21 protein-coding genes are annotated in these 20,539 nt (G+C 72.7%); 12 read left to right on the top strand and 9 right to left on the bottom strand.

Annotated elements, in window-relative coordinates; translation table 11 throughout:
* Window positions 1-28 precede the first annotated feature (28 nt).
* Complete coding sequence (locus AC0VYL_RS08770) at window positions 29-1,597, bottom strand: MFS transporter (protein ID WP_475461063.1); 1,569 nt, start codon at window positions 1,595-1,597, stop codon at window positions 29-31.
* A 386-nt stretch (window positions 1,598-1,983) separates the two neighbouring features.
* Here AC0VYL_RS08770 and panB point away from each other — a divergent pair, with 386 nt between their 5' ends.
* Entirely contained in the window at window positions 1,984-2,838 is an 855-nt protein-coding gene (panB, locus tag AC0VYL_RS08765) for a 3-methyl-2-oxobutanoate hydroxymethyltransferase (RefSeq protein WP_475461061.1), read from the top strand.
* Here the strand turns inward: panB and AC0VYL_RS08760 are convergent.
* Window positions 2,826-3,689 (bottom strand): MFS transporter, encoded by an 864-nt coding sequence (locus tag AC0VYL_RS08760; RefSeq protein WP_475482842.1) that lies wholly within the window; start codon window positions 3,687-3,689, stop codon window positions 2,826-2,828. The two genes, panB and AC0VYL_RS08760, sit on opposite strands and share 13 nt — an antisense overlap.
* Window positions 3,690-3,791: 102 nt before the next feature.
* Between AC0VYL_RS08760 and AC0VYL_RS08755 the strand changes: the two genes are divergently transcribed.
* Window positions 3,792-4,832 carry an LLM class F420-dependent oxidoreductase gene (locus tag AC0VYL_RS08755; RefSeq protein WP_475482841.1) on the top strand — a complete coding sequence of 347 codons (1,041 nt, stop codon included), beginning with the start codon at window positions 3,792-3,794 and terminating at the stop codon, window positions 4,830-4,832.
* Between the two features lie 11 nt (window positions 4,833-4,843).
* Here the strand turns inward: AC0VYL_RS08755 and npdG are convergent, their stop codons facing one another.
* Window positions 4,844-5,539, bottom strand: coding sequence for an NADPH-dependent F420 reductase (gene npdG, locus AC0VYL_RS08750; RefSeq protein WP_475461051.1), 696 nt, complete (start codon window positions 5,537-5,539; stop codon window positions 4,844-4,846).
* A gap of 75 nt (window positions 5,540-5,614) precedes the next feature.
* Entirely contained in the window at window positions 5,615-5,806 is a 192-nt protein-coding gene (locus AC0VYL_RS08745) for a hypothetical protein (protein ID WP_475461048.1), read from the bottom strand.
* Window positions 5,807-5,897: 91 nt separating this feature from the next.
* On the opposite strand from AC0VYL_RS08745, the gene map (AC0VYL_RS08740) reads away from it, so the two are divergent.
* From map (AC0VYL_RS08740) to AC0VYL_RS08720, 5 genes are all read left to right on the top strand, one after another.
* A complete protein-coding gene (gene map / locus AC0VYL_RS08740) occupies window positions 5,898-6,749 on the top strand; it encodes a type I methionyl aminopeptidase (RefSeq protein WP_475482840.1) in 852 nt (283 codons plus the stop codon).
* A gap of 428 nt (window positions 6,750-7,177) precedes the next feature.
* Window positions 7,178-7,972, top strand: coding sequence for a HEAT repeat domain-containing protein (locus AC0VYL_RS08735; protein WP_475461044.1), 795 nt, complete (start codon window positions 7,178-7,180; stop codon window positions 7,970-7,972).
* 90 nt (window positions 7,973-8,062) lie between these two features.
* Entirely contained in the window at window positions 8,063-8,896 is an 834-nt protein-coding gene (locus AC0VYL_RS08730) for a M55 family metallopeptidase (protein WP_475482839.1), read from the top strand.
* Between the two features lie 150 nt (window positions 8,897-9,046).
* Entirely contained in the window at window positions 9,047-10,438 is a 1,392-nt protein-coding gene (locus AC0VYL_RS08725) for a M20/M25/M40 family metallo-hydrolase (protein WP_475482838.1), read from the top strand.
* Between the two features lie 45 nt (window positions 10,439-10,483).
* Window positions 10,484-11,464 (top strand): S66 peptidase family protein, encoded by a 981-nt coding sequence (locus AC0VYL_RS08720; RefSeq protein ID WP_475482837.1) that lies wholly within the window; start codon window positions 10,484-10,486, stop codon window positions 11,462-11,464.
* A gap of 65 nt (window positions 11,465-11,529) precedes the next feature.
* Here the strand turns inward: AC0VYL_RS08720 and map (AC0VYL_RS08715) are convergent, their stop codons facing one another.
* Window positions 11,530-12,297, bottom strand: a complete 768-nt coding sequence (map, locus tag AC0VYL_RS08715) for a type I methionyl aminopeptidase (protein WP_475461033.1) — start codon at window positions 12,295-12,297, stop codon at window positions 11,530-11,532.
* Window positions 12,298-12,378: 81 nt separating this feature from the next.
* Here map (AC0VYL_RS08715) and AC0VYL_RS08710 point away from each other — a divergent pair, with 81 nt between their 5' ends.
* From AC0VYL_RS08710 to AC0VYL_RS08700, 3 genes are all read left to right on the top strand, one after another.
* Window positions 12,379-12,663 (top strand): helix-turn-helix domain-containing protein, encoded by a 285-nt coding sequence (locus AC0VYL_RS08710; protein WP_475461031.1) that lies wholly within the window; start codon window positions 12,379-12,381, stop codon window positions 12,661-12,663.
* Window positions 12,664-12,799: 136 nt separating this feature from the next.
* Window positions 12,800-14,791, top strand: a complete 1,992-nt coding sequence (locus AC0VYL_RS08705) for an acyl-CoA dehydrogenase family protein (RefSeq protein ID WP_475482836.1) — start codon at window positions 12,800-12,802, stop codon at window positions 14,789-14,791.
* Between the two features lie 67 nt (window positions 14,792-14,858).
* Window positions 14,859-15,464 (top strand): PadR family transcriptional regulator, encoded by a 606-nt coding sequence (locus AC0VYL_RS08700; RefSeq protein ID WP_475461026.1) that lies wholly within the window; start codon window positions 14,859-14,861, stop codon window positions 15,462-15,464.
* A gap of 9 nt (window positions 15,465-15,473) precedes the next feature.
* On the opposite strand, the gene AC0VYL_RS08695 is transcribed toward AC0VYL_RS08700, so the two are convergent.
* Entirely contained in the window at window positions 15,474-16,223 is a 750-nt protein-coding gene (locus tag AC0VYL_RS08695; protein ID WP_475461023.1) for a VOC family protein, read from the bottom strand.
* 113 nt (window positions 16,224-16,336) lie between these two features.
* Between AC0VYL_RS08695 and AC0VYL_RS08690 the strand changes: the two genes are divergently transcribed.
* Together AC0VYL_RS08690 and AC0VYL_RS08685 are read left to right on the top strand one after the other, a co-directional pair.
* A complete protein-coding gene (locus tag AC0VYL_RS08690; protein ID WP_475482835.1) occupies window positions 16,337-17,602 on the top strand; it encodes an MFS transporter in 1,266 nt (421 codons plus the stop codon).
* 55 nt (window positions 17,603-17,657) lie between these two features.
* On the top strand, window positions 17,658-18,068 hold the full coding sequence (locus tag AC0VYL_RS08685; protein ID WP_475461017.1) for a hypothetical protein: 411 nt from the start codon (window positions 17,658-17,660) through the stop codon (window positions 18,066-18,068).
* On the opposite strand, the gene AC0VYL_RS08680 is transcribed toward AC0VYL_RS08685, so the two are convergent.
* The 3 genes from AC0VYL_RS08680 to AC0VYL_RS08670 form a co-directional block, all read right to left on the bottom strand.
* Window positions 18,058-18,579 carry a hypothetical protein gene (locus AC0VYL_RS08680; protein ID WP_475461015.1) on the bottom strand — a complete coding sequence of 174 codons (522 nt, stop codon included), beginning with the start codon at window positions 18,577-18,579 and terminating at the stop codon, window positions 18,058-18,060. The two genes, AC0VYL_RS08685 and AC0VYL_RS08680, sit on opposite strands and share 11 nt — an antisense overlap.
* 166 nt (window positions 18,580-18,745) lie before the next feature.
* Complete coding sequence (locus AC0VYL_RS08675; protein ID WP_475461012.1) at window positions 18,746-19,357, bottom strand: TetR/AcrR family transcriptional regulator; 612 nt, start codon at window positions 19,355-19,357, stop codon at window positions 18,746-18,748.
* Between the two features lie 21 nt (window positions 19,358-19,378).
* Window positions 19,379-20,539: an acyl-CoA dehydrogenase family protein gene (locus AC0VYL_RS08670; protein WP_475482834.1), complete on the bottom strand. Its 1,161-nt coding sequence runs from the start codon at window positions 20,537-20,539 to the stop codon at window positions 19,379-19,381.

Here is a 20,539-nt window from a genome sequence, read left to right as displayed (position 1 = left end):
CCTCCGCGCGTCGTGCGTCGGCGCCCCGCTAGGACCTGCTCGCGGTCCGATCGCTCGACTCGTGGTCCGGGGGCTCCCGGGGCATCCACACCCACACCACGACCAGGCCCACCAGCCCGAAGCACAGCGAGACCAGCGCGGCCGAGTGCAGGCCCGCCACGAAGGCCTCCTTGGCCGGGGCGACCAGCGCGTCTCCCGCACCGCCCAGCCTCTGGGCCAGCACCATGGTGGCCTCGATGGACTCACCGGCCGCCCGCACCTGGGCCGGGTCCACGTCGTGGCTGCGCTCCACCACCGAGTCCAGGGTGGGCTCGATCCCCGCCCGGTAGCGGAACGAGATCACCGCTCCCAGGACCGCCACCCCCATGGCGGTGGCGACCTGGCGCACCGTGTTCTGCACCGCCGAGGCGGCCCCGGCCTTGCCCGGCGGGACCGACGACATGATGGCGTTGGTCGCCGGGGTGAGCACCACCGCCATGGCCGAGGTCTGGAGGAAGAAGAACGCGATGATCAGGTACAGCGGGGTGTCCACCCGGATCTGGGTGTAGAAGGCGAAGCTGCAGCAGACCGTCGCCACACCCGCCAGGGCGAGGGCGCGCGGACCCACCCAGCGCACCAGGGTGGGGCTGAGCGGCGCGAAGATCATCTGGCCCACCGCCGCGGGCAGCACCAGGAGGCCCGCGATGAACGGCGGGAACTCGCGCACGCTCTGCCAGTAGAAGCTGAGGAAGAAGATGATCCCGGCCATGCTGAAGAACAGGACCATGATCGTGGCGACGGAGACGCTGAACCGGGGGTCCCGGAAGAAGCGCACGTCCAGGGAGGGGTCGGTGGTGCGCGACTCGTGGAACAGGAACAGCGCCAGCACCGCCACGCCCGCCAGCAGCGCCCCGTACACGTCCCAGTCCGCGAGCGAGGCCCGCTCCCCCGCCGTGATGATCCCGTAGACGATCAGGACCAGACCGGGGATGGACAGCAGCACGCCCAGCACGTCCGGGCGCCCGGCGTCCTCGTTCCTGGACTCGGGGATGAGCACGAACATCAGTGCCAGCCCGAGGATCACGAAGGGCACGTTGACCAGGAAGATCGAACCCCACCAGAAGTTCTCCAGGAGCAGCCCGCCCGCCGACGGTCCGATCGCCATCGCCAGCCCGACCGCACCGGCCCACAGACCGATCGCCCGGGCCCGCTCCTGCGGCGGGAACACGTTGGTGATGACCGACAGGGTCTGCGGCATGACCATGGAGGCGCCGAACCCCATCGCGGCGCGCGCGGCGATGAGCTGTTCGGGGCTCTGTGAGTAGGCGGTCAGCGCGGACGCGGTGCCGAACACCGCCAGCCCGGCCACCAGCAGCCGCCGCCTCCCCCACCGGTCACCGAGCACCCCGAAGGTGAACAGCAGCCCGGCGAAGACCAGGGTGTAGGCGTTGATCGCCCACGCCAGCTGGGCCTGGCTGGCGCCCACCCCCCGGTTCGGATCGGAGAGCGTCTTCAGTGCGACGTTGAGGATCGTGTTGTCGGCCACGATCACCAGCAGGCAGATGATCAACACCGCCAACCCGCCCCACCTGCGCCGGTGCGCTGTCTGCTGGTCCACGGACGTCCCTTCAGCCGCTCAACCCGGTGCCGCTGTCATGCTAACCAGCCGTCCCCGTCCGACACGGGGGACACGGGGGACGCGGCACCGGGGTTACCGAACGGGTACGGAAGAGGCACCCTCCCCGGGGAGGACGGCCCGACCCGTCCCGTGCGATGATGCTGGCGTGCGCCCCCGCGCACCGTTCTTCCCCGCACCGGCGCCGCCGGGTGGGCAGGAGGCCGGTGGCGGGGGGACGGGGAACATCCCTCCCCGGCACACCGTTCCTCCCGAGGAACCCCTCCCTTCGGGGAACCGCGCGTGAGAGCGCGCACGACAACAGTTTTCGTCCACAGGTCCGGGGACACCCCAACGGGTGCTTCGAGACAACGGAGGAAGAACCCATCATGAGCACCACAGCCAAGACCCCCTCCGCCGGGAACGCCCTGTACGGCGGGGTCACCAACCGGCGCGTCACCATCCGCGACCTGGCCCTGGCCAAGCAGCGCGGCGAGCGGTGGCCGATGCTGACCGCCTACGACGCCCTCACCTCACGGATCTTCGACGAGGCGGGCATCCCCGTCCTGCTCGTCGGCGACTCCGCCGCCAACGTGGTCTACGGCTACGACTCCACCGTCCCGGTGACGGTGGACGAGCTGATCCCGCTCACCGCCGCCGTCACCCGCTCCACCAAGCGGGCGCTGGTCGTGGCCGACCTGCCCTTCGGCTCCTACCAGGGCTCCCCTCAGCAGGCGCTGGAGGCGGCCTCCCGGTTCATGAAGGAGGGCAACGCCCAGGCGGTGAAGCTGGAGGGCGGCCACGCGGTCGCGCCCCAGGTGGAGCTGCTGACCTCGGCGGGCATCCCGGTGATGGGCCACATCGGCCTGACCCCGCAGTCGGTCAACACCCTGGGCGGCTACCGCGTGCAGGGCCGGGGCGAGGCCGCCGCCGGTCTGCTCAAGGACGCCAAGGAACTGGAGCGCGCGGGCGCGTTCTCCGTCGTGCTGGAGGCGGTCCCGGCCGACCTCGCGGCCGAGGTGACCGAGCAGCTGGCCGTCCCGACCATCGGTATCGGCGCCGGTCCCTCCACCGACGCCCAGGTGCTGGTGTGGCAGGACATGGCCGGGCTGAGCCCCCGGGTGGCGAAGTTCGTCAAGACCTACGCCAACCTCGCGGAGACCCTGCGCGAGGCGGCCACGGACTACGCGTCCGAGGTCGTCGGCGGGAGCTTCCCCGCCGAGGAGCACACCTACGCGAGCTGATCCGGCGGCTGGACGGCCTCCGGTTCCTCCGGGGGCCGCTCCAGCCCCGCGGCCGCGCGCCCGAAGGCGGGCAGGCACACCGCCGCCAGGTACAGCCCGGCCCCGGCGACCAGGACCGGGGAGACGCCGAACAGGCCGATCGCCACCCCGACCCCGGGCGCCGCGAGCGGGGCCCCGACCCGGGCGAGCGCGCCCAGCATGGACATCCCCCGGCCGATCATGCGCGGGGGCAGCCGTTCGAAGATCACCGCGCCCAGGATCGGGTTGATCAGGCCGCCGCCGAGTCCGGAGGCCGCCCACACCGCCACGACCGCCCACAGGGGGACGTCGAGGGCGAGCACCAGGACGCGCGGCGGACCGGAGAGCACCATCGCGGCGAGGAACGTCGCCCGGCGCGGCAGCCGGTGGCCGATCCACACCGCCAGCAGGGAGCCCGCCACGGAGGTGCCGCCGAGCGCCCCCGCGACCAGTCCCACCGCCTGCGGGCCCCACCCGTGCCCGGCCGCCCAGACGGGCAGGGCCAGGCTCATGACCGCCACGTCCACGATGTTGGTCACCATGATCATCGTGACCAGCGCGCGCAGCGGCAGATCCCCCCAGACCGCCCGCCAGCCCGCGTGCAGCCGGACGAGGTAGCCGTCGCCCTCCTCCGGGTCCCTCCCGGTCCGCCCCGCCTCCTCGACGTCACGGCGCAGGAGCAGCGCCGTCACCAGGGCGGCCAGCACCATGAGGGCGGCGTTCACGTACAGCGCGGTGAGCGCGCCCAGGGCGGCGACCACCGCGCCGGCGGCGATCGGTCCCACGGTCATGGAGAGCCGGTCGACCGTCCCGGTCAGCCCGGTCTTGGGCATGGGGGTCGGGGTGACACGGAAACCGAACGTGACTCGGTAGTACAGTGTCGGCACACCGAGCACCGACGCGGGCCGGGGTCCGGCCCACCGGGAGGACAGCACATGCGCATCTCGATGCCGCTCCAGTACGCGGGCGAGCCCAAGGAGGCCGTCGAGCAGGTCGTCGAACTGGAGAGGGCCGGGCTGGACACCGTGTGGGTCGCGGAGGCCTACGGCTACGACAGCCCCACCCTCATGGGCTACCTCGCCGCCCGCACCGAACGCGTGTCCATCGGTTCCGCCATCCTGCCGATGTACAGCCGCACGCCCACCCTGATCGCGATGACCGCCGCCGGGCTCGACTACCTCTCCGACGGGCGCGCCGTCCTCGGCCTCGGGGCCAGCGGTCCGCAGGTGATCGAGGGCTTCCACGGAATCCCCTACACCAAGCCGCTCGGCCGCACCCGGGAGACCATCGAGATCTGCCGCAAGGTCTGGGCGCGCGAGGAGCGCCTGACCCACGACGGCAAGGTGTTCCAGCTGCCGCTGCCGCCCGAGCAGGGCACCGGGCTGGGTCGGCCGCTCAAGATCATCAACCACCCGGTGCGCCCGCGCATCCCGATCCACGTCGCCTCCCTCGGTGAGAAGAACGTCGAGATGACCGCCGAGACCGCCGACGGCTGGCTGCCGCACCTGTTCATCCCGGAGAAGGCCGAGAGCGTGTGGGGCGAGTCCCTCGCCAGGGGCCGGGCCAAGCGCGACCCCGGCCTCGGCGAGCTGGAGATCTCGGCGGGCGGCCTGCTCGCCATCGGTGAGGACGAGGAGACCCGGCGCCTCGCGGACCTCACCCGCCCGATCATCGCCCTGTACGTGGGCGGCATGGGAGCCAAGGGGAGGAACTTCTACAACACGGTGGCCCAGCGGTACGGCTACGAGGAGGCCGCCGAGAGGATCCAGGACCTCTACCTGGCCGGGAGGAAGGACGAGGCCGCCGCCGCGGTCCCGGACGAGTTCGTGGAGCTGACCAACCTGGTCGGCCCCGAGTCCTACGTGCGTGAGCGCGTGGAGGCCTTCCGGGCCGCCGGGGTCACCCAGCTCAACGTGACCCCGGTCGGTGAGAACCCCGCCCGGCTCATCGAGAAGGTCAAGGAGTGGGCCGCCTAGGAGGCCCGGACCTACAGGCCGGTGATCCGGACACCCGCGTGCGTCTTGTAGCGGCGGTTGACCGCGATCAGGTTGGCGGTGAGGGCCTCTACCTGGCGGGCGTTGCGCAGGCGCCCGCCGAACACTCCGCGCACCCCCGGGATCCGGTCCGCCAGGGCGCGCACGGTGTCCGTGGCGTCGCGGTCCTCACCCAGCACCAGGACGTCCAGCTCGATCTGGTCGACCTCGGGGTCCAGGAGGAGCACGGCGGAGACGTGGTGGAAGGCGGCGGTGACCCGGCTGCCCGGCAGGACCTCGGCGGCCTGCTGGGCGGCGCTCCCCTCCGGGACGTCCAGGGCGAAGGGGCCCTTCTTGTCGAAGCCGAGCGGGTTCACGCAGTCCACCACGATCTTGCCCGCCAGGCGGTCGGCCAGCGACACCAGCAGCTCACGGTGGCCGTCCCACGGAACGGCGACGACCACGATGTCCCCCTGCGCCGCCGCGTCGGCGTTGGCCCGTCCCCGCACGTCGATCGGGGTGGACTCGGCCGCCACGAGGTCGTCCGCGGCCTTGGCCGCGCGCTCGGCGTCGCGCGAGCCCAGGAGGACCGTGAGCCCGGACCGGGCGAAGCGTCGGGCCAGTCCCCGTCCCTGGTCACCGGTCCCGCCCAGGACCGCGATGGTCAGCCCGGTGATGTCCGCGCCCTGCTGTGCGTCGTGTTCGCTCATGGGCCGATCCTGTCAGAACGGCCCATGAGGGGGAACGCGCAGGGCCGGTGCTCGCCGACTCGGCCCCGCGCTCCCTCAGCTGTTGCCCTCGTTCTCGTCCTGCTCGTCCCAGGCCTCGTTGCGCTCCGCCGCGATGTGCAGCGCCCGCGCGGCCGTGGCCTCGTCCGGGTAGGGCCCGAGCCGCTGGGAGTCGGGACAGCCCGCGCCGTGTTCGACCCTGCTGTGACGGAGGCAGTACCACCAGCCGTCGTCCTCTGCGTCGTTCACCACGACCACCTCTCGTCGTTCCGGTACGTGTGGCATCTACCCTTCCGCCGGGCGCTCCTCACCCGCCGCCCACGAACTACAATCAGTGTCCATGACTACTCCGCTGGTTCCTGGGCGCATCTCGCCCCAACGTTCGGTCCCCTCGCACATCGTCCGGCCGGAGTACGTGGGTCAGAAGCGTCCGGTGGAGGGTGTCCTGGGCGACGTCCAGACCCCGGAGACCGTCGAGAGGATCCGTGTGGCGGGGCGCATCGCGGCCCAGGCGCTCGAGGAGGTCGGCAAGAACGTCCAGCCCGGGGTGACCACGGACGAGCTGGACCGGATCGGCCACGAGTTCCTGCTGGACCACGGCGCCTACCCGAGCACCCTGGGTTACAAGGGCTACCCGAAGTCGCTGTGCTCCTCCCTCAACGAGGTCATCTGCCACGGCATCCCCGACGACACGGTGGTCCGCGACGGCGACATCGTGAACATCGACATCACCGCGTACAAGGACGGCGTGCACGGCGACACCAACGCCACCTTCCTCTCCGGTGACGTCTCCGAGGAGCACCGCCTCCTCGTCGAGCGCACCCGCGAGGCCACGACGCGCGCCATCAAGGCCTGCCGCCCGGGGCGGCAGATCAACGTGATCGGCCGCGTCATCGAGTCGTACGCCAAGCGCTTCGGCTACGGGGTGGTGCGTGACTTCACCGGCCACGGCGTGGGCCCGGAGTTCCACTCCGGCCTGGTCGTGCCGCACTACGACGACCCGCGCGCCACCACGGTGATGGAGCCGGGCATGACCTTCACGATCGAGCCCATGATCACCCTGGGCGCCGTGGAGTACGACATGTGGGACGACGGCTGGACCGCCGTCACCGCCGACCGCCGGTGGACCGCGCAGTTCGAGCACACCCTGGTCATCACCGACTCCGGCGCGGAGATCCTCACCCTGCCGTAGTCCCCCGAGCCCCGGCCGCCGACGGCGCCGGGGCTCTCGCACACCCCCAGCAGACACCCTGGGTGACCGAACGAACTCGGAGCGCCCACATGTTTGCCGGGGGTCGTGTGTCGCAGCGGAACCGCGCGCTGACGGAGCGGCATCCTATGCTGTGCGGGATTCGAACGACCGCGAACCTGGGTACCTCTCCTTCGGCGATCCCGAGCGGGACGCGTTCGCGTCCGGGGTGACCCGTCGACCGCGTGACGCTCCCCTCCCCCAGGGCCCTGGCCGCCAACCGGCACCGGGGCCCTCACGTGTGCGGACACCACGGAGCCGGTCCGAACAGGTTGCGGAGAACCCCTGCACCGGGAGCGCTGTTGCGGATTGACTGATCCCCGCACTCATCGACCCACCGTCACGTCCCATCAACACACAGGAACCAAGCCATGGCGATGTTCGTCCACCTGACCCCCCGCGCCAACATCTCCCGCGTACGGAGGTCCGGCCTGGGCACCGCTGTGGGGCCCGGAGGCGTACGCGGGGTGTTCTGCTTCCCCGTGCTGCCCTCGTACACGGTGACGCACCAGTGGCTGCGTGAGCTGACCGGCCATCACGGACCCCGCGGCCTGATAGGGGTGTACCTCACCCTCTCCGACGACGAACCGGTCACCGTGGGGCACTTCGACGACAGCGACGGCCCCCGCCTGGTCGACGCCGCCGAGGCGGTGCGCGTCGTCGCCGGACTCCGTGAACCCCGTGGCTGGGAGGTGTTCGTGCCCCGCGGGGTCGAACGCCGCGAGGTGCACCGCATCCGCGAGGTCCGACGGCTCTCCGAGACCCGGCCCCACCCGCGCAGCGGCCCGATCCCGATCGAGCTCGTCGCCGACGCCTGCGATCGGGGCGACACGGTCGCGCTGCGCGAGGCCCTGGCCAGGATCGGCGAGCGCCGCCGGGGCCCCCTGGACCGCGTGGCGTCCCTGTCCGGCCACCCCGAACCCCTGGTCCGCGCCACGCTGGCCGAGACCATCGCCGCCTGGTCCCTCCCCGGTGTGGCCGGGCTCCTGACCCGCCTGGCGAGAGACCCCGACCACAAGGTCCGTGAGGCGGCCGCCGAGGCCCTGGAGTCCCGCGCCGCCACCCCCGTCCCCCGCCCCCGCGGCGACCAGGCCCCCCGGAGCGCGCCCGGAGTCGCGCTTCCACGGGCCAGGAGCGCCCCGCTGTACCCCCGCACCCGTCGCTGAACGGGGCCCGGGGAGCACCGGCCCCGGCACGGGAGGTCCGTCGCCGCCACGGCGTGGCGCGCCGACCGGCTCCGGGCTAGGGTCTGCTGGATGAAGATCCTCATCTCCGCGGACATGGAGGGCGCCACCGGCGTCACCTGGCCCGCCGACTGCGAGCCAGGGACCGAGCAGTGGCAGCGCTGCCGTTCGATGTTCACCAGCGACGTCAACGCCGCGATCAGCGGGCTGGTCGAGGGCGGCGCCACCGAGGTGCTGGTCAACGAGGCCCACTCGACCATGCGCAACCTCCTGTTGGAGGAGCTGGACCTGCGGGCCACGATGATCACCGGCCGCCACAAGGAGCTCTCCATGGTGGAGGGCGTCCAGGCGGGGGACGTCGACGGGATCGTCTTCCTCGGGTACCACTGCGCCGCGGGCGAGGACGGCGTGCTGGCGCACACCTACCTGCCGAACGCGATCACCGGGGTGTGGCTGGACGGCCACACGGCCAGCGAGGGCTATCTCAACGCCGCCGTAGTGGCGGAGTACGGAACCCCGGTGATCCTGGTGACCGGCGACGACCGGGCGTGCGAGGACGCCCGCGCGTACGCTCCGTCGGCTGGCACGGTGGCGGTCAAGGACCACGTGAGCCGGTACGCGGCCCGCTGCCGACCGCCCGCGAGGACGGCGGCGGACATCCGCGCGGCGGCGGAGTCCGCCATGGCGCTGGCCGGGCGGGTGGCGCCGGCGAGGCGCACCCCGAAGACGATGGAGATCGAGGTCGACTCCGCGCAGCTGGCCCAGGCCGCCGCGGTCGTCCCGGGGGTGACCCGTACGGGTGCCCGCCGTGTCCGCTACACCTCGCCGGACGCCTACGAGATGATCAGGGCCTTCAAGGCCGTGTGCACCCTGATCTCGAACGCCATGGAGAAGGACTACGGGTGACCTCGCGCACGGGGTGATTGCGCATCGCGAGGACAGCGACCTGTGGAAACCGATAGAACTGTGACGGGGAACGGCATCGAACCACGCGTGTGAAACGTGTGTCTGACGTGGCAAGAATCCCCGCACCCTGCTGAGAGCGAGGCCGAGACCGTGGGCCAGACCAACACCTCCCTGACGGACAGCGCGCGCGGTGCCGCGCTGGCCGAGGCCGGAGAGGACGCCGTCCGTCTGACGCGGGAGCTGATCCGGCGGGACTCCACCAACCAAGGCAAGGGCGTGGGGGACGAACGCGCCGCCGCCGAGTTCGCCGCCGAGGCGCTCGGGGAGGCGGGGCTCTCCCCCGTGGTCCTGGAGTCCGCCGACCGGCGCGCGAACGTGGTGGTGCGCATCCCGGGGACCGATCCGGACGCGGACGCCCTGCTCGTGCACGGGCACCTGGACGTGGTGCCCGCGGACGCCCACGACTGGACGTTCCCGCCCTTCGCGGGGGAGATCGCGGACTGTCCGGTGACCGGGGTCCCCTCGCTGTGGGGACGCGGCGCGGTGGACATGAAGAACACGGTGGGCATGGTCACCGCCGTGGTCCGGTACTGGGCCAGGCTCGGTCTGGCCCCCCGGCGCGACATCGTGCTGGCGTTCGTCGCCGACGAGGAGGACAGCGCCGCCTACGGGGCCGACTACCTGGTGCGCGGCCACGCCGACCTGTTCGAGGGCTGCACGGTGGCGATCGGTGAGGGCGGCGGGCACACCGTCCACGCCCGGACCGCGTCGGGGGCCGCCGCCCGCCTGTACCCGATCGGCGCCGCCGAGCGCGGCAGCGCCTGGCTGACGCTGCGTTCACACGGAACGGCCGGGCACGGTTCCCGGCCGCCGAGGGACAACGCCGTGGGCGCGATGGCCGCCGCGGTGGCCCGGATCGACCAGCACCGTTGGCCCCTGCACCTGACGCCGGTCACCCGCTCCGCGATCGACGCGATCGCCCAGGCGCTGGAGGTCGGGCGGGCGCCGGGAGACACGGACACCAACGAGGCCGTGGACGCCCTGGTGGCGAGGTTCGGCACCGCCGCCTCCCTGGTCTCCGCGACCGTGCGCAACAGCGCCGCGCCGACGATGCTCTCGGCCGGGTACAAGGTGAACGTGGTGCCGGGAGAGGCGACCGCCGGTGTGGACGGCCGCGTGCTGCCCGGGGGCAGGGAGCGGTTCGAGGCCACGATGGACGCGCTGACCGGTGACCACGTGGAGTGGGAGTACGCGCACGGGTCGCCGCCGGTCGAGGCCCCTGTGGACTCCCCCGCCTTCGACGCCCTGCGCTCGGCGGTCCTGGCGCACGACCCGGAGGGCCTGGTGGTCCCGGTGTGCCTGGGCGGCGGGACGGACGCGAAGGTCTTCGCGCGGCTGGGGATCGACTGCTACGGCTTCTCCCCCATGCGGCTGCCCGGGGGCGTCGACTACCCGGGGCTGCTGCACGGGGTGGACGAGCGGGTACCGCTGGACGGACTCCGGTTCGGGGTGCGGGTGCTGGACAGTTTCCTGCGCGCCTGAGCTGGCGGGCACGGACGAAGGGATGGGACCAACGTGGGTGAGTCGGTGACCGAGGTGCGTGAAGGGGGCCCCGAGCCTGTGGCGGACCCCCGCAGAGCGCGGGCGCTGACCCGTCCGCCGAGGCTGCGCGTGGGGGACCGGGTACGCCTGGTCGCCCCGTGCAGCCCGGTTCCGGACCAGCAGCTGGACGCGGCGGTGGAGGCGCTGCGGGGGTGGGGCCTGGAGGTCGAGCTCGCCCCCCATGTGCGTGACCGCCATCCGGTGCTGCCCTACCTGGCAGGGACGGACCGGGACCGGGCCCGGGACCTCCAGGAGGCGTGGTGCGATCCGGACGTGCGCGCGGTGTTCTGCGCACGGGGCGGCGACGGCGCCCACCGGATGCTGGACCTGCTGGACTTCGACGCGATGCGCCGGGCCGCGCCCAAGGCGCTGGTCGGGTTCAGCGACATCACCGCGCTGCACGAGGCGTTCGCGGTGGAGCTGGGGGTGGCGACCGTGCACGGGCCGGTGGTGGGGACCCGCTACTTCGTGGGTGACGCCGTGGCCCAGCGGGAGCTGCACACCACGTTGTTCTCCCCCCAGCTGCGCACGCTCCTGACCTCGCCGGGGGCACGGGCCCTGGTGCCGGGCCGGGTCTCGGGGGTCACGTTCGGCGGGAACCTGAGTCTGCTCAACGACGGTCTGGCCACCCCGCACAGCCGGTTGTCGGCGGCGGGCGGCCTCCTGATCCTGGAGGACGTCAACGAGGACGCCGCGCGGCTCGACCGGATGCTGACCCATCTGCTGCGGACGGGGTGGATGGACGGCGTGGCCGGGGTCGCCCTGGGCACCTGGACGGACTGCCCGCCCGATCCGGGGGTCGTCGCGGAGCTGATGCGGGACCGGCTGGAGCCGTTGGGGGTGCCGGTGCTGTGGGGCCTGGATTTCGGGCACTGCGCCGAGCAGCTCACCGTGCCGCTGGGTGTTCCGGCGGTGCTGGACGCCGACGCGGGCACCCTGGAGATGGTCGTCCCCGGGCTGGAGTAGGCGGCGTCGGGGACGGGGCCCGCCCGTGGGCTCCACGGGCGGGTCGTCGTTCCCGACGCGTCGCGTCAGGGCAGGGTGAGCACCACCGGACCGTCCTCGGTGACGGCGACCGTGTGCTCGCAGTGGGCGGCCCGGGTGCCGTCGTCGCTGAGGACGGTCCACCCGTCGTCACCGTGGGCGTAGCCGTCGGAGCCGCCGCGCACCAGCATGGGCTCGATCGCGATGACCAGTCCCGGGACGAGCCTGAACCCCCGGCCGGGGCGGCCGTCGTTGAGTACGTCGGGGGCCTCGTGCATGGTGCGGCCGATCCCGTGGCCGCCGTGGTCGGCGGTGAGCCCGTACCCGGCCGCGCGGGCCCCGGTGGCGATGGCGTGCCCGATGTCGCCCACCCGGTCGCCGGGGCGCGCGGCGGCGATCCCCCGGGCGAGCGCCGCCTCGGTGGCGGCGATCAGGGCGAGGTCGGCCGGGTCGGCCTCCCCGACCACGAAGCTGATGGCGGAGTCGGCGGACCAGCCGCGCAGGCGCGCCCCGCAGTCGAGGCTGACCAGGTCGCCTTCGGCCAGGACCCGGTCGCCGGGGACGCCGTGCACGATCTCGTCGTTGACGCTCACGCAGGCCACCCCGGGGAAGGGCATGGGCGCCCAGGGCGGCTGGTAGCCCTGGAAGAGCGGTTCGGCGCCCGCCTCGGAGATGACCTCGGCGGCGGCGCGGTCGAGGTCGGCGGTGGTGCGACCGGGTGCGGCGGCCCGGCGTCCGGCGGCGAGCGCGAGGGCGACGACGCGTCCCGCCTCTCGCATGAGGGCGATCTCTTCGGGGGTCTTGATCTCGACCATGGGGAACCCTTTCCGGGCGACGTGGGGATAACAATACCGGTATTACTATACGGCTTCGCGGGCTCGGGTTAGACTCACGGCATGGTTCGAGAACCGCTCACCGAAGACCAGATCGAACGCGGCCGTGCCCTGGGGACCCTGCTCCGCGAGGCCCGGGGCGACCGCACGACGGTGGACGTCGCCCGCTGCTCGGGTATCTCCGTGGAGACCCTCCGCAAGATCGAGGGCGGTCGCGTCCCCACCCCGGCCTTCTTCACCGTCGCGGCCGTCGCCGCCACCCTGGGGCTGTCCCTGGACACCCTGCTCGCCCGGATCGACCCCGCGCCCGTCCCCGCCCCCGTCCCCCTGCACGGCATCGCCGTCTGACCCGGCCCCGACCCCCTCTCCACCACCCTCTACCTTGGGACTCACGCGCCCGTGACCCGGGCGTGTACACGGCAGCCCTCCGGCGCGGAGTGGTAACAGGTGAAGGTCGCGTCAACGACGACCACAGGGGGAGCACATGAGCGAACAGGCTCTGTTGAAGCTGGACGAGGCCGAGCTGCGCGGTCTGCTCGACGGACGGTGGGCCCACGTGCGCGAACGCGCGCGTGACGTGGTCCGGGGCGAGGAGTTCGCCCCGGTGTACGGCCTGTCCGTGGAGGAGCACCGCGCCCGCACCCTCAAGCAGCTCATGGCGCTGTCGGAGACCGGCGTGCCCGCCTACGGCTTCCCCGAGTCCGTGGGCGGCACCGACGACATCGGCGCCTCGGTGGTGGCCTTCGAGATGCTCGTCGCGGACATGTCCCTCATGGTGAAGATGGGTGTGCAGTTCGGGCTGTTCGGCGGGGCCATCCGGGCGCTGGGCACCGACGAGCACCACCGGAGGTACCTGCCCGACGTCATGACCGTGGCCCTGCCCGGCTGCTTCGCGATGACCGAGACCGGCCACGGCTCGGACGTGCAGAGCCTGCGCACCACCGCCACCTTCGACCCGGGCACCGGGGAGTTCGTCGTCCACACCCCCGACGAGTCCGCGCGCAAGGACTACATCGGCAACGCGGCCCGCGACGGCCGCATGGCGGTGGTCTTCGCCCAGCTGCGCACGCCGGACGCCGACGGCGGCCTGGTCGAACACGGCGTGCACGCGGTGATGGTGCCCATCCGGGACGACGAGGGAGCGCCGCTGCCCGGCGTGACCGTCGAGGACTGCGGACCCAAGGCAGGGCTGAACGGGGTCGACAACGGCCGCCTGTGGTTCGACGGTGTGCGGGTGCCCCGCACCAACCTGCTCAACCGCTACGGCGACGTGGCCGCCGACGGCACCTACTCCAGTCCCATCGAGAACCCCAACCGCCGGTTCTTCACCATGCTGGGCACCCTGATCCGGGGCCGCATCAGCGTGGCCGGGGGCGCGGGCACCGCCACCAAGGCCTCGCTGGCCATCGCGGTCCGCTACGCCGACACCCGTCGCCAGTTCACCCGCCCCGCCACGGACACCCGGCCGGAGCGGGAGGTGCGCATCCTCGACTACCTCGCCCACCAGCGCAAGCTCCTGCCCGCGCTGGCCCGCACCTACGGCCTGCACTTCGCCCAGGAGGAGCTGGTCACGCGCCTGCACGAGCTGTCCAGGTCCAGTGAGCGCGACGAGCACGCCCAGCGGGAGCTGGAGTCGCGCGCGGCGGGGCTCAAGGCGGTCGCCACGTGGCACGCCACCGAGACCATCCAGACCTGCCGCGAGGCGTGCGGCGGCTCCGGGTACCTCGCGGAGAACCGCATCCCGCAGCTCAAGGCGGACTCGGACATCTTCACCACGTTCGAGGGCGACAACACCGTCCTGTTGCAGCAGCTCACCAAGGCCCTGCTCACGAACTTCAAGGACTCCTTCGGCGACCTCGACCAGCTGGGTCTGGCCCGGTTCATGGCGGGGAAGGTGTTCGAGACCGTCATCGAGCGCACCGCCGCGATCCCGCTCATCGACCGGCTGGTCGCCGCGTCGCCGGGCCGGGACGAGGCGGGCCTGTACAACCGGGGCTGGCATCTGGAGCTGATGGAGGACCGCGAGAAGCACATCATCGAGGGCCTGGCGGGGCGGCTGCGGCGCTCCAAGAAGGACGGCAGCGACGCCTTCGACGTGTTCAACCAGGCCCAGGACCACGTGCTCGCGGCCGGTCGGGCGCACATGGACCGGGTGGTGCTGGAGGCGTTCGTGGCGGGCATCGACCGCTGCGGCGACCAGTCCACCGCCAAGCTGCTCAACCGCCTCTGCGACCTGTACGTGCTGTCGGTGATCGAGGAGGACCGCGCCTGGTTCCTGGAGCACGAACGCCTCTCGACCGCGCGGACCAAGGCGGTCACGGCCGCGGTGAACGACCTCTGTCGGGGGCTGCGCCCCTACGCCGTGCAGCTGGTGGACGCCTTCGGGCTGCGTGACGAGTGGCTGGGCGCGCCGATCGCCCTGGGCGCCGAGCACCGGCGCCAGGACGAGCAGCTGGCCGCCGACCAGCGGGCCTGACCAGGTCCGCCACGCCCTCACCCCGTAGGCTGGTCCGCGTTGACCACAGTCGGGGTGAGGGGTAGGGATGTCGGCCATCCGCTTGCTGGTGCTCGGGGCGGTCCGGCTCCACGGGCGGGCGCACGGCTACCAGGTCCGCAACGACCTGGAGTCCTGGGGCGCCCACGAGTGGTCCAACGCCAAACCGGGGTCGGTCTACCACGCGCTCAAGCAGATGGCCCGGCAGGGCCTGCTGGTGGCGCACGAGGTGGCGCCCTCCACCGCGGGGGGCCCGCCCCGGGTCGAGTACGAGGTCACCGGACGCGGCACCGAGGAGTACCTCTCGCTGCTGCGCGCCGCGCTGTCGGCGCACGACACCGGGCCGGACGTGCTCTCCGCCGGTCTCGGCTTCGCCGTGGACCTGCCCCGGAGCGAGGTACTCGCCCTGCTGCGGCGCCGGTTGGCGGGGCTGGAGGGGTGGCGCTCCGAGGTGGTCCGCCACTACGACCCCGTGCGGGGCCCGGAGCCGGTGGGGCACATCGGGGAGATCATGGACCTGTGGGTGCACACCTCGGACTCCCAGGCCGCCTGGACCCGCGGCCTGGTCTCCCGGATCGAGGGCGGCGCGTACACCTTCGCGGACGAGGAGGGCACGCCCTTCGAGGGCGTCCTGGCCCCCGACACCGGGAGCTGAGCCCCGCGCTCAGGCGCCGGGGCCCTCGCCGTCACGCCACTCCTCCAGGCGGATCGCGTGGTCCAGTTCCCGCTCGACCCGCTGACGCTCCTCCTCGGTGAGCTCCACCGCCTCCAGCTCGGTCCGCCAGACCCGGGCCTGTTCCGGGTCGTCCAGGGCCAGGGACAGCTCGACCAGGGTGGCGTGCGCCAGGGCCCGGTCCAGCGCGGAGGAGGTCTCCGCGTGCCTGCGCAGGGCCGACTTGAGGTGCCGGTACGCCGCGAGGTCGTCGTTCTTGAACTCCCGGAAGTTGCGCGCCTGGTCGAGGGCCCTGGCGATGCCCTCCAGCTCCGGAGAGCCCCCGTAGTCCAGGCCCTCGGGCTCGTCGCGCTGGATGAAGATGAGGCTGTTCCCGGACGGGTCCATCAGGGTGAAGCGGCTGGCTCCGGGCCGGAAGCGGGTGACGCGGGGCAGGCCCCGGGAGAGGACCCTGCCGTGGGCCGCGCGCATGGCGGCGGTGATGGCCTCGTGATAGGGCGCCACGGCGTCGACCATCACCAGCGCGCCGCCGGTGTGCTCCTGGGCGGGGTCGAGCCCCTTGGGCGCGCCACTGTAGTGGAGCTCGAAGCCGCTCCAGGAGAACGCCAGGTAGACGTAGGGCCTGAACTGCTTCCAGGTGACCTCGAAGCCGAGCGACTCGAAGAAGTCGAGCGTGGCCCGGGGGTCGTGGGTGTGCAGCCCCGGCACGGTGGTCTCGTTGGGACGCATCGTCTCTGTCATGCCCCCAGACTACTAGTCAAAGTTGACTAGACGCCCGTGGAATCCTCCCACCCCTTCCCCGGGCGCCGCGACTGGACTAACATGAACCACTCTCATGTTAGGTGGGTCACACCGTGCGCACACCCCCGGCGCCGCCTCCCCCGGCCCTCGCCGAACCCACACGTGACGTCCGCGCCCTGTGGGTGGCCGGGATCAGCCTCGCCAACCTCGGCATGTGGATGGCCTTCTTCGGCCCCCTCCAGGTCCTGCTCCCCGAGCAGATCGGCCGGATCAGCCCCGCCGACAAGGAGACCGTCCTGGCCTGGGTCACCGGTGTCGGAGCGACCATGGCCATGGTCGCCACCCCGCTGGCCGGAGCCCTGTCCGACCGCACCACCGGCCCCCTCGGCCGACGTCGGCCCTGGGTCCTGGCCGGGGCCCTGCTCGGCGCGGCCGGACTGGTCGTCCTCGGCACCCAGGAGAGCGTCGTGGGCGTCCTGCTGGGCTGGTCGTTCGTGCAGACCGCCCTGTCCTGCCTGAACGCCACGCTGCTCGCCGCCGTCCCGGACCACGTCCCCCGCAGCCAGCGCGGCGCGGTCTCGGGCTGGATCGGCGTCCCGCAGTCGGCCGGCGTCGTGGCGGCGGTCGTGCTGGTCACCGTGGTCGTCACCGAGGTGGCCCCCGGGTACACGCTCATCGGCGTCCTCACCCTCGCGTGCGCCCTGCCCTTCGCGCTCCTGTCCCCCGACCCTCCCCTCCCCCGGGAGCACCGACCGCCCTGGCGCGACCTCGCCCGGAGCCTGTGGGTGTCGCCCCGGAGGCACCCGGACTTCGCCTGGGCCTTCCTCACCCGGTTCCTCATCGGCACCGGCAACGCGATGTTCGTCCTCTACCTGCTCTACTTCCTGCGCGACGCCGTCGGGTACGAGGACCTGTTCCCCGGCTCCTCCGCCTCGGACGGGCTGCTCACGCTGATCCTCGTCTACACGGCGGCGGTCGTGGCCACCACCGTGGTCGCGGGAGCGGTCTCCGACCGGATCGGGAGACGGCGCGGCATGGTCGCCCTCGCCGGGGTGATGATGGGTCTGCCCGCCTTCGGGCTGGCGTTCACGCCCACCTGGACGGCGGTGGTGGTCTGCGCCGTGGTCCTGGGAGTGGGGTTCGGTGTCTTCCTGTCCGTGGACGGCGCGCTGGTCACCGAGGTGCTCCCGGCCGCCGAGGGGCGCGCCAAGGACCTGGGCATCGTCAACGTCGCCAGCACGGGACCGCAGGTGATCGCCCCCGCCCTGGCCGGTCCGATCGTCGTCCACCTGGGCGGCTACCCGGTGCTCTACACGATCTGCGGGCTCGTCTCCCTGCTGGGCGCGGCGACCGTCTGGGGGATCAGGGGCGTGCGCTGAATCCGCGACCTCCCGCCTCTGGCGCCACCGCCCCACCAGGGGTGACCATGGGGGCATGGACGAGAGCAAGACCTGGGACTGGCTGGTCAGGGAGCTCACCGAGGGCACGGAGACGACCGTCCAGCCCGGCGGGCTCGGCGCACCGGTCACCTACCGCGCCGCCAGCCGGGCCGAGGTCCTGCCCGGGGAGCGCGGGATCCGGATCACCTGCTTCCAGGGCCGCGAACTGGAGGAGCCGATGCTCCTGCACCTGGACCCGCCCACCCTGGCCGCACGGCTGCGGGACCTGGTCGAGGACGCGGTGGCGGCGTTCGGCACCCGGCGCGACGAGGGACTGGCCGAGGCCTTCGCCCTGCTCATGCTCCACCTCCAGGAGACGGTGGACACCGCCCGGCCCGGTGAGGTCCACCTGGTACCGGCCCGGGGCGGCTTCGACTCCCTGCGCGAACCGCCGGTCAGTCGCTGACGGCGTCCAGGGTGCCGCTGTCGGCGCGGGTGTGCGAGGGGGTCTCCTCACCGCGCTGGCGCGCCGGTTCCCACCACCACCAGTGCGTCTCCGGCACCCAGGCGGGGACCTCCTCGACGGTCGCGGGGCTGGCGTCGGCCGCCACCGCCTCCAGTGCGTCGTCGATACGCGGGAGCGCGTCGAGGTCGATGGGCCGCAGGAAGCTCTCCAGCGGCACGAACGCGTCACCGAGGATCTGGATCATGGAGCGGCGCCAGCAGGCCGGACGGTACCCCTCGTGCCGACCGTTCTCGGCGGCGGTCTGGCTGCGCACCACGTACAGGCTGAGCCGGATCGGGTTGTTTCCGCTCACGAGGAGCTCGGAGAGGGCGGCGTTGAAGCCCTGCCCGGCCGGGGAGCCGCGTTCGGCCTCGGTCGTGGCCTGGTAGAGGTCGAAGAGCCGCGCGAACGCGGTGTCCATGAGGGCGTCGCGGTCCCTGCCGCGCGCGGCGCTCTCCGTGAACGCGTCCACCGCCCGTCTGGCCAGGCCGGGAAGGTCCCTGCCCGCATCCGCACCCACCGGTCCACCGCCCTGTCCGCAGAACTGTTGTGAGGAACTGTCGGGGTCGGTCCCCCGACCAACGACTTCGATCATAATCGCCCGCCACGCCGGGCGGCTAGGCGGTCACCCGACGAACCTACCGCCCCGCCTCCAGGGCCCGGTCGAGCATGGCGGCCCACTGGCGGACGACACGGCGCCGACGGGGGCCGTCGTCGGTGAGGAGGTTGGCCAGACCCAGCCCCCGGGCGAGGTCCAGGGTGGCCTGGACCGCCTCCCGGGTCCCGGGCACGGACTCGTCGGCGCCCAGCAGCTCCACGACCGCGCGGTGCACCTGCCGCCCCACCTGCTCCTCCAGCGGGATGACGCGTGCGCGCAGCGCGGGGTCGCTGGCGGCCCCGGCCCACAGTTGGAGGGCGGCGTTGAAGCCGTTGCCGCTGAAGGCGTCCACCACCATCTGGACGACGGCCTCGGTGCGGCCCGGACCCTCCGGGACCGCCTCGACGCGGCGGCGCAGTTCGGCACCGCGACCGTCCACCATGTGCCGCAGCGCGGCGAGCAGCAGGTCCTCGCGGGTGGGGAAGTGGTGCTGGGCGGCGCCCCGGGACACCCCCGCGCGGTGCGCGACGGCGCCCACGGTGGCCCCGGCCACGCCGCGTTCGGCCAGGCACTCCACGGCCGCGCCGAGCAGCCGGGCCCGCGTGGCCCGGCTGCGTTCCTGTCTCGGCTCCCGATCGGATGCCGTACCCACCGCGCGCCCCTTCTCTCCGTGTCAGTACGACTTGGGCAGCCCGAGGGACTGCTGGGCCACGTAGTTGAGGACCATCTCCCGGCTCACCGGGGCGATCCGCGCCAGCCTGGCGGCGGCGATCGCCGACCCCAGGCCGTACCCGCTGGCCAGACCGTTGCCGCCGAGGGTCTGCACGGCCTGGTCCACCGACCGTACGCACGCCTCGGCGGCGGCGTACTTGGCCATGTTGGCGGCCTCACCGGCACCCGCGTCGTCGCCGGAATCGTAGCGGAGCGCCGCGTGCTGGGTCATCAGGCGGGCCTGCTCCATCTCGATCTTCACCTGCGCCAGCGGGTGGGCCAGGCCCTGGTGGGTGCCGATGGGACGGTCGCGCCACACGGTCCGCTCCTTGGCGTAGGCGACGGCCTTGTCGAGGGCGTGGCGGGCGCTCCCCGTGGCCAGGGAGGCGGCCATGATGCGTTCGGGGTTGAGCCCGGCGAAGAGCTGGAGGAGCCCGGCCTCGGGGTCGCCGACCAGGGCGTCGGCGGGCAGTCGAACGTCGTCCAGGAAGAGCTGGAACTGGTGGTCGGGGCTGACCAGGTCCATCTCGATGCGCTGGGCCGTGAACCCGGGGGTTCCGGTGGGGACGACGAACAGGGCGGCCGAGAGGCGTCCGGTGTCCTCGTCCTGGACGCGCCCGACCACGAGGACGGCGTCGGCGACGTCCACCCCGGAGATGAAGGTCTTCTGACCGTTGAGCACCCAGCCGTCACCGTCGCGGCGCGCGGTGGTGGTGATGCGGTGCGAGTTGGATCCGGCGTCGGGTTCGGTGATGGCGAAGGCCATGATGGACGCGCCGCTGGCCAGCCCGGGCAGCCAGCGGTCGCGCTGTTCGGGGGTGCCGAAGCGGGACAGGACGGTGCCGCAGATCGCTGGGGAGACCACCATCATCAGGGTGGGGCAGCCCGCCGCGCTGAACTCCTCCAGGACGGCGGCGAGGTCACCGATGCCGCCGCCCCCGCCCCCGTGCTCCTCGGGGATGTTCACGCCCAGGTAGCCGAGCCCGCCCGCCTCCTTCCACAGTTCGGTGAGGTAGGCGCCCTCCCTGGCCCTGGCCCGGTAGTACTCGGACCCGTACTTGGCGGCGAGGTCCGAGACGGCGGCCCGGAGCTCGACGCGTTCGGGCGGTTCGTTGAAGGTCAT

The organism is Nocardiopsis sp. iso_238, from assembly GCF_056173325.1.
This window is presented reverse-complemented; position numbering and strand designations above follow the sequence as displayed.